Origin of the sequence: Segatella copri (genome assembly GCF_009494835.1) — a bacterium.
GTDB classification, from domain to species: domain Bacteria; phylum Bacteroidota; class Bacteroidia; order Bacteroidales; family Bacteroidaceae; genus Prevotella; species Prevotella copri_F.
This window is the reverse complement of the sequence record NZ_VZBE01000049.1, coordinates 22,512-29,280: the sequence shown is the minus strand read 5'-3', so window position 1 is coordinate 29,280 and position 6,769 is coordinate 22,512. Positions and strand designations below refer to the sequence as shown.

Here is a 6,769-nt window from a genome sequence, read left to right as displayed (position 1 = left end):
GACCCGCGACCCCAACCTTGGCAAGGTTGTGCTCTACCAACTGAGCTATTTCCGCGTTATGTGGGTGCAAAGGTAATGCTATTTCTTTAAATCTCCAAACGATTTACATTTTTTAAGACAAGAAAGCGCCATTTTTTTCGTTTGCCCTCCGTTTCTGCTTAGTTTCCCACGTATATATCGGTTCCTTTGCCGCCGTAGGTTATCCGATATTGCATCAGCGGCTTGTCGCTTTTGCTCTTTCTGCCGCTTGTGATGGTTCCGTTTTCCAGGCTGTAGATGCGTTTACATTTGTCGCAAATTACCGATTGGCGGTTGCCGGTCCATTCCAGCGGATAGTTGGTTCCACCATATTGTTCCAGGCAGTTTGGACATTGGCGGTCCCAGGCTACAGGTCCGCTGAAGTTTGATAATCCCATGATGAAGCCGTTCTTTTTGGCATCTTTAGGGTCGTTGCCCGCTCCCAGATAAGTATAGTTGGCATAATTCTCTTTGGCTGTAGAGAGGATGATGGTTTCCGTCTTGTTTTTTCCATCGTTTAATGTAGAATAGATATTCCAGGCTCCATTCACCTTTTTGGCGCTAACCATCGTGTAGACGCCCGTTCCGTTGAGGGCTGTTTCCAGACTTGTGCCAGGATGGTATTGCGACTTGAAATAGAACTGGCAGGGATATTTGGTGCTGATGCTGTTTTCTGCATCGCACGAACAAAGTAAGAGCATAGCTATTCCAGCCATGCTCTTCACCTTATTATATATATATACCTTATTATATATGCTATTCTTCATGCAGAAACCTTTCTGTCTTTATTTCAGAAGATTCTTCTCGGCATTCTCCATGCGCTCGAAGTGGAACTCAGAGAGGGTCTGCTCCATCAGCGCCTGAATCTTGTCGTTGCAGAGATTGCCGATGCTGCCTTCGTGAGTATGATGAATATCCTTGTTTGGCTTGAATTCGCCAGCCTCGATTTCCAGTCCTACCTTCTTGTAAGCATCGCGGAATGGCATTCCGTTGGCTGCAAGCTGGTTCACTTCTTCTACTGAGAACATAGGGTCGTAGCGAGGATCGTCAAGAATATGCTCGTTCACCTCCATCTTGTTGATGATGTAGGCAGCCATCTGCAGACAGTCCTTCAACTCGTCGAAGGCAGGGAGGAACACTTCCTTGATAATCTGGAGATCGCGGAAATAGCCTACTGGCAGGTTGTTCATGATGAGCATTACCTGCTGTGGAAGGCTCTGGAGCTTGTTGCTCTTGGCGCGAATCAACTCGAATACGTCTGGATTCTTCTTGTGTGGCATGATGCTCGAACCGGTAGTACACTCCTTAGGCAATTTCACGAAACCGAAGTTCTGACAGTTGAACATACAGGCGTCGAAAGCCATCTTTGCCAAAGTTCCTGCCACGGTAGCCATGGCGAAAGCCACGTTGCGCTCCATCTTTCCTCTGCCCATTTGTGCATAAACCACATTATAGTCCATGCTGTCGAAACCGAGAAGTTCGGTGGTCATGGTGCGGTTCAATGGGAATGAACTTCCATAGCCGGCAGCGCTACCCAATGGGTTGCGGTTGGTCATGCGGTAAGCTGCCTGAAGGAAGAGCATGTCATCGGCAAGTCCTTCAGCATAAGCGCCAAACCAGAGACCGAATGATGAAGGCATAGCCACCTGCAGATGGGTGTAGCCCGGCATCAGCACGTCCTTATACTGGTTGCTCTTCTGAATCAGCTCGTCGAAGAGAATCTTCACGGCGTCCACAATCTCCTTCAACTCATGACGGGTGAAGAGTTTGAGGTCTACGAGAACCTGGTCGTTGCGTGATCTACCCGAATGAATCTTCTTGCCCATGTCGCCCAGTTTCTGGGTGAGCATCAGTTCTACCTGGGAATGAACGTCTTCCACGCCGTCTTCTATTACGAATTCGCCCTTGTCGGCGATGGCGTAGATGTTTTTCAGTTCGGCAAGGAGCTGGGTGAGTTCATCTTTCTCCAGGAGTCCGATGCTTTCGATCATGGTGATGTGTGCCATACTGCCCAGCACGTCATACTTGGCGAGATAGAGGTCGAGTTCGCGGTCTCTTCCTACGGTGAATCTTTCAATTTCCTTGTTTACTTCGAAGTTCTTTTCCCAAAGTTTATGTGCCATAATTTCTTTATTTATTAATCCTGGTAAGGAATCATCGCAAGTGCATCAGCAATTTTTTCGATGCCTTCCTGCAATGGCTTCTTCACCATACCCTTGATAAACATGTTAAGTTCTGCCTTGATGGTGAGTTTCATTTTGCATGAGAACTCGCCTGTAGGGAGCAGCTGAATCCAGAAGTTGAAAGGAACAGGGCTGTTTTCTGTTTCAAACTTGATGGTCTTAGGCTCCTCGCGGTCGATGATGCGCATCTTGATTTCGCCCACCATAGGTGCTGTGATAGAGATGCTGTCGCTATCAAACTTGAGGTCCTTCAGCTTTTCCATTTCCTTTCTCTTGTCCTCAGGAATCTGGTCTTTCACCTGCTCGAAACGGTCTTTGAGCATCTGCAGGTTGTTCAGATCGCTCAATGTACGGTAAACAGATTCCTGCTTGTGAGGAATCTGTTTGATATTACTTTCGAATGTACTTGTACTCATTATTGATGGGTCAGCTTGATTACTTCTTCCAGTTAGCTGGATCCTTGCGCCACTCGTGGAGCAGCTCTACGTCTTCCTGCTTGATATAGCCAGTCTCCAGAGCCTCTGCTACTACGTGCTCATAGTCGGTCAAAGTAACCAGCTTTACGTTAGCATCAGCAAAAGCCTTCTCGGCGATAGGGAAACCATAGGTGTAGCTAGCTACCATGCCCACAATCTCGTTGCCGTTCTTGCGGAGAGCTTCTACTGCCTTGAGAGAGCTGCCGCCGGTAGAAATCAAGTCTTCTACTACCACAACCTTAGCCTTAGGGTCGAGCTGACCTTCGATGAGGTTCTGCATACCGTGATCCTTTGGTTTAGAACGAACGTATACGAAAGGCATGTTCAGTTCGTCAGCAACCAAAGCACCCTGCGCGATGGCACCAGTAGCTACTCCGGCTACAGCATCAGCCTCTGGGAACTGCTCCAGGATAGCGTGAACGAGCTCAAGCTTTACATAATTGCGGAGTTCTGGGAATGAGAGAGTCTTGCGGTTATCGCAATAGAATGGTGACTTCCAGCCAGAAGCCCATGTGAATGGATCATTAGGCTGCAACTTGATAGCCTTTACTTTCAATAACTTAGATGCGAATTCTTTCTTCAGTTTGTCCATAATCTTTAAAGGATTAAATTATTATTAATTATTTTGCAAAGGTACAATGATTTTTGCACACGGCGGCTATATTTAGGGTTAAAATGTTTTAACTCTCGGCAAAAAGGGCCTTTAGTCGTGTGCGAAACCTACAGTCAGCACGCTTATCTTCATCTTTCCGGCTGCTTTTATCAGGGTTTCCGCACAGGAGATGATGGTGGCTCCGGTGGTGCATACGTCGTCGATGATGAGGATATGTTTGCCCTCAAGTTGCGTGATGGGGTGCTCGCCCTGCCCGTCATGATAGGTTGCTGCGGCTTCAAAAACCTGGCTCACGTTTTCCAGTCTTTCCTGCCGGTTCTTGTGGGTTTGGCTTTCGCTAAACTTTTTCCTTCTTACGGCATCCTTGATGATGGTCAGATGGGTGAGTTGCTGGATGCCTTTGGCGATGAGAAGGCTCTGGTTATAGCCGCGTTCTTTTTCTCGTTTTCGGGTGAGCGGGATGGGGATGATGGCGTCTATTCCGTCGAAGAACTGAATGCCTAACCCCTTCTTTGCCAGCATTCTGCCCAGATAGATTCCCATTTCAGGATGATGCATGTATTTCAGCTGGTAGACGGCTCTAGCCGATGTGGCATGGCTGATGTGATGGAAGAGAGCGCAGCAGCGTTCGATGGGAATCAGATGCCAGAAGAGTTTTGCCATCTCGTTGTCGTAGGGCTGTTTCCAGGTATTGGTTCCCGGCATGCGGAACAGACATTTTATGCATATCATCTCCTCCCCGCCAGCGAGCACATTTCCGCAGATGGCGCAGGTTCGGGGGAAGAATAAATCTAATATGTCTCTTAACAGGCTGGTACGCATGGCTTTACTCTTAATTTTGAGGTTTGGATATTGAACTTGATGCTTTGCTTTAGAATTCCTCTTCGAAATCGATGTCTCCCAGATTTTCTTCCTTCATCCGGTCGATGCATTTGTGGATAACCTCCATGCTGTATCCTCTTCCCAGGGCAAAGCGGATGAGTTTCATCGAGCGTTCATAGTCGTTCTTTGCCTTGATGGTTTTATATTTGTTTTTCATCAGGGGCAGGAGGGTTTCCATATACAGGTCGTCTTCAATCTCTTCGAAGATAGGGTCGGAGATGTCCTTCGGAATATGTTTCATCCACAGCGCCTGTTCCACCTTCCGGCGTCCCCACTTGTTGTATTTTATCTTGTCGTTGATAAAGAAACGTGCGAAACGTTCGTCGTCGATGAATTTCTTCTCGGTCAGGAATTCCATGTTTCTGGCGATGGCATCTTCGGGCAGTTCCCACTTCTTCATCTTGTCGATCATCTCTTGCGAGCAATGTTCGGCTTGGGTGCAGAGGGTGGTGAGCTTCAGGAGCGCCTGCTGCTCGGTCATCGGCTTTTTATACTTTGAACTTTGAGATTTGAACATGATGATTTTACTTTGAACTTTGAGATTTGAACATTGAACTTTATGATTTGCCGGCTCGCATCATTCTCTGCTTTCCGAAGGCATCTTCCTTTGTATCAATAGCTTTAAAACCCAATCCTTCCAGCATTTCCCTTGTTTCTTTTTCGTAGATAGGATTGATTTCGAAGTATAATGCACCTCCGGATTTGAGGGCAGAAAAGGCATATTCGGCGATGGCTCTGTAGAACTTCAGAGGCTCTTCATCGGGCACGAAGAGGGCGATTCCGGGTTCGTGTTCCAACACATTCTTCTCCATATCCGCTTTCTCCTTTTCGCAGATATACGGGGGATTGCTCACGATGATGTTCCATCTTCCGGCATCCGATGTTTCCGCCAACTTCAGGGCATCCTGATATTCTATTTTTACGTTACCGGCATCCAGTAGCGCAACATTTCCCTGTGCTATCTTCAAGGCATCTTCCGAAATATCCCAACCCGTAACCTCCGAGCCGCCGATGTCCAGTCCCAGCGTAATGGCGATGCAGCCCGAACCTGTACAGATGTCCAGGATGCGGATGGTGTCTTCTTTCTTCTCTCCTTTCGTAATCCCTTTGTTTTCAGTCGCATCTTTTTCTATCCACTCGCAGAGTTCCGCCGTTTCGGGTCTCGGAATCAGCACGCCCGGCTCTACATGGAAGGTTCTTCCTGCAAAGTCAGCTTCGCCCAGAACATACTGTACAGGTTCGCCTTTTTGCAATCTTCTGATAATTTTTTCCAGTTTTCTTTCTTCATCTGCTGATAATTCATTAACTTTGCCGCAGATTATGTCGGTCAGCGTCATTCCGTACTTCACATCGAGCACGGTGCGGACGATAGCCTGTGCTTCGCCCGCCTCATATAGAGGGGTAATGGATTGCCAAAGTTGTTGATACGTTTTCATCTCTAAATCGTATATTATGATTTGAGAGCAAAGGTACGACATTTTATCGAAAAGTAAGTAAAAAACGAAGAAAAGTTTTAGATATGGAACAAAATAATGTTTCTTTTCAGAATGTGAAGACGGGCGAACCGTTGTCGCAAAAGGAAATAGACGAAATGTTTATGCGCCGCTGTCTGCAGCTGGCGAAAAACGGAAGAGAGAATGCCAAACCCAATCCGATGGTGGGAGCCGTTATCGTGAGTGGGGATGGCAGAATCATCGGCGAAGGCTATCATGTAAGATGCGGAGAAGGGCATGCTGAAGTCAACGCCTTTGCATCTGTTAAGCCCGAGGATGAGCATCTATTAAGCCAAGCTACCATCTATGTGAGTCTCGAACCCTGCTCTCATTACGGCAAGACGCCGCCTTGCGCCGATTTGATAGTAAGAAAAGGAGTAAAGCGATGCGTTTGTGGCTGCGTAGATCCCTTTGCCAAGGTTCAGGGCCGCGGTATCCGCAAGATTCGCGAGGCAGGCATCGAAGTAACAGTAGGCGTTCTGGAGGCGGAATGTCTCGAACTCAACAAGCGCTTCATCACCTTCAACACCCATCAGCGTCCTTACATCATCCTGAAATGGGCGCAGACCGCGAATGGCTTTCTTGACAACGGGGGTAGAGGTATGGCTATTTCCTCGCCTTTCACCAAGATGCTCTCCCACAAGTTGCGTGCTGAGAACGATGCCATCCTCATAGGCCGCGTAACCGATGAGCGCGACCACAGTCAGCTCAACGTTAGAGATTGGAGCGGCAAGGACCCGATGCGCCTGGTAATCGACCGCCATCATCCTTGTTTCGAAGGTCTGGATTTCTCACGGGGCAAGACGGAAGTGTTGCAGCAAATCATGCAGTACTTATATAATAATAAGGTGCAGTCGCTGATAGTAGAGGGAGGCGCCATCACCCATCAGGCATTCCTCGATGCTGGACTTTGGGATGAAATCAGGGTAGAAACGTTGTTGTCCACATCTGTGGAAAACTCCGTAACTTCTGGAACGCCAGCGCCTATGCTTCCTCATAACGTCCGGTTAATCAGCCACGAGGCGTATGATGGAAATGTTATCAACACCTATGAGCGGATGTAATCTTCTCATAGATTTGCTTTTCCCTTCGGCCAGCGATTTT

General features: G+C 47.7%; 8 protein-coding genes. 1 reads left to right on the top strand and 7 read right to left on the bottom strand.

Translation table 11 applies throughout. The features are described from left to right. Nucleotides 1-158 precede the first annotated feature (158 nt). The 7 genes from F7D47_RS07030 to prmC all read right to left on the bottom strand — a co-directional run bounded on the left by F7D47_RS07030 (nt 159) and on the right by prmC (nt 5,608). A complete protein-coding gene (locus F7D47_RS07030; RefSeq protein ID WP_153086256.1) occupies nt 159-785 on the bottom strand; it encodes a hypothetical protein in 627 nt (208 codons plus the stop codon). Nucleotides 786-803: 18 nt separating this feature from the next. Next, on the bottom strand, nt 804-2,141 hold the full coding sequence (gene argH, locus F7D47_RS07025; protein ID WP_153086255.1) for an argininosuccinate lyase: 1,338 nt from the start codon (nt 2,139-2,141) through the stop codon (nt 804-806). A 14-nt stretch (nt 2,142-2,155) separates the two neighbouring features. Continuing rightward, entirely contained in the window at nt 2,156-2,617 is a 462-nt protein-coding gene (locus tag F7D47_RS07020; RefSeq protein ID WP_117587246.1) for an SRPBCC family protein, read from the bottom strand. Nucleotides 2,618-2,636: 19 nt separating this feature from the next. Further along, nucleotides 2,637-3,269, bottom strand: a complete 633-nt coding sequence (gene pyrE / locus F7D47_RS07015; protein WP_006848066.1) for an orotate phosphoribosyltransferase — start codon at nt 3,267-3,269, stop codon at nt 2,637-2,639. 111 nt (nt 3,270-3,380) lie between these two features. Next, nucleotides 3,381-4,022, bottom strand: coding sequence for a ComF family protein (locus F7D47_RS07010; protein WP_228112450.1), 642 nt, complete (start codon nt 4,020-4,022; stop codon nt 3,381-3,383). A gap of 139 nt (nt 4,023-4,161) precedes the next feature. Beyond that, the gene (locus tag F7D47_RS07005; protein ID WP_194252618.1) at nt 4,162-4,689 is read right to left on the bottom strand and encodes a regulatory protein RecX; all 528 of its coding nucleotides are present in this window, start codon (nt 4,687-4,689) and stop codon (nt 4,162-4,164) included. A gap of 40 nt (nt 4,690-4,729) precedes the next feature. Further along, complete coding sequence (gene prmC / locus F7D47_RS07000) at nt 4,730-5,608, bottom strand: peptide chain release factor N(5)-glutamine methyltransferase (protein WP_228112449.1); 879 nt, start codon at nt 5,606-5,608, stop codon at nt 4,730-4,732. Nucleotides 5,609-5,691: 83 nt separating this feature from the next. Between prmC and ribD the strand changes: the two genes are divergently transcribed. Further along, a complete protein-coding gene (gene ribD / locus F7D47_RS06995) occupies nt 5,692-6,729 on the top strand; it encodes a bifunctional diaminohydroxyphosphoribosylaminopyrimidine deaminase/5-amino-6-(5-phosphoribosylamino)uracil reductase RibD (protein ID WP_182000920.1) in 1,038 nt (345 codons plus the stop codon). Nucleotides 6,730-6,769 lie beyond the last annotated feature (40 nt).

Bases quoted from the DNA above. Each gene is read 5' to 3' on its own strand.
- F7D47_RS07030 (WP_153086256.1), bottom strand. From the start codon at position 785: ATGAAGAATAGCATATATAATAAGGTATATATATATAATAAGGTGAAG.
- argH (WP_153086255.1), bottom strand. From the start codon at position 2,141: ATGGCACATAAACTTTGGGAAAAGAACTTCGAAGTAAACAAGGAAATT.
- F7D47_RS07020 (WP_117587246.1), bottom strand. From the start codon at position 2,617: ATGAGTACAAGTACATTCGAAAGTAATATCAAACAGATTCCTCACAAG.
- pyrE (WP_006848066.1), bottom strand. From the start codon at position 3,269: ATGGACAAACTGAAGAAAGAATTCGCATCTAAGTTATTGAAAGTAAAG.
- F7D47_RS07010 (WP_228112450.1), bottom strand. From the start codon at position 4,022: ATGATATGCATAAAATGTCTGTTCCGCATGCCGGGAACCAATACCTGG.
- F7D47_RS07005 (WP_194252618.1), bottom strand. From the start codon at position 4,689: ATGTTCAAATCTCAAAGTTCAAAGTATAAAAAGCCGATGACCGAGCAG.
- prmC (WP_228112449.1), bottom strand. From the start codon at position 5,608: ATGAAAACGTATCAACAACTTTGGCAATCCATTACCCCTCTATATGAG.
- ribD (WP_182000920.1), top strand. From the start codon at position 5,692: ATGGAACAAAATAATGTTTCTTTTCAGAATGTGAAGACGGGCGAACCG.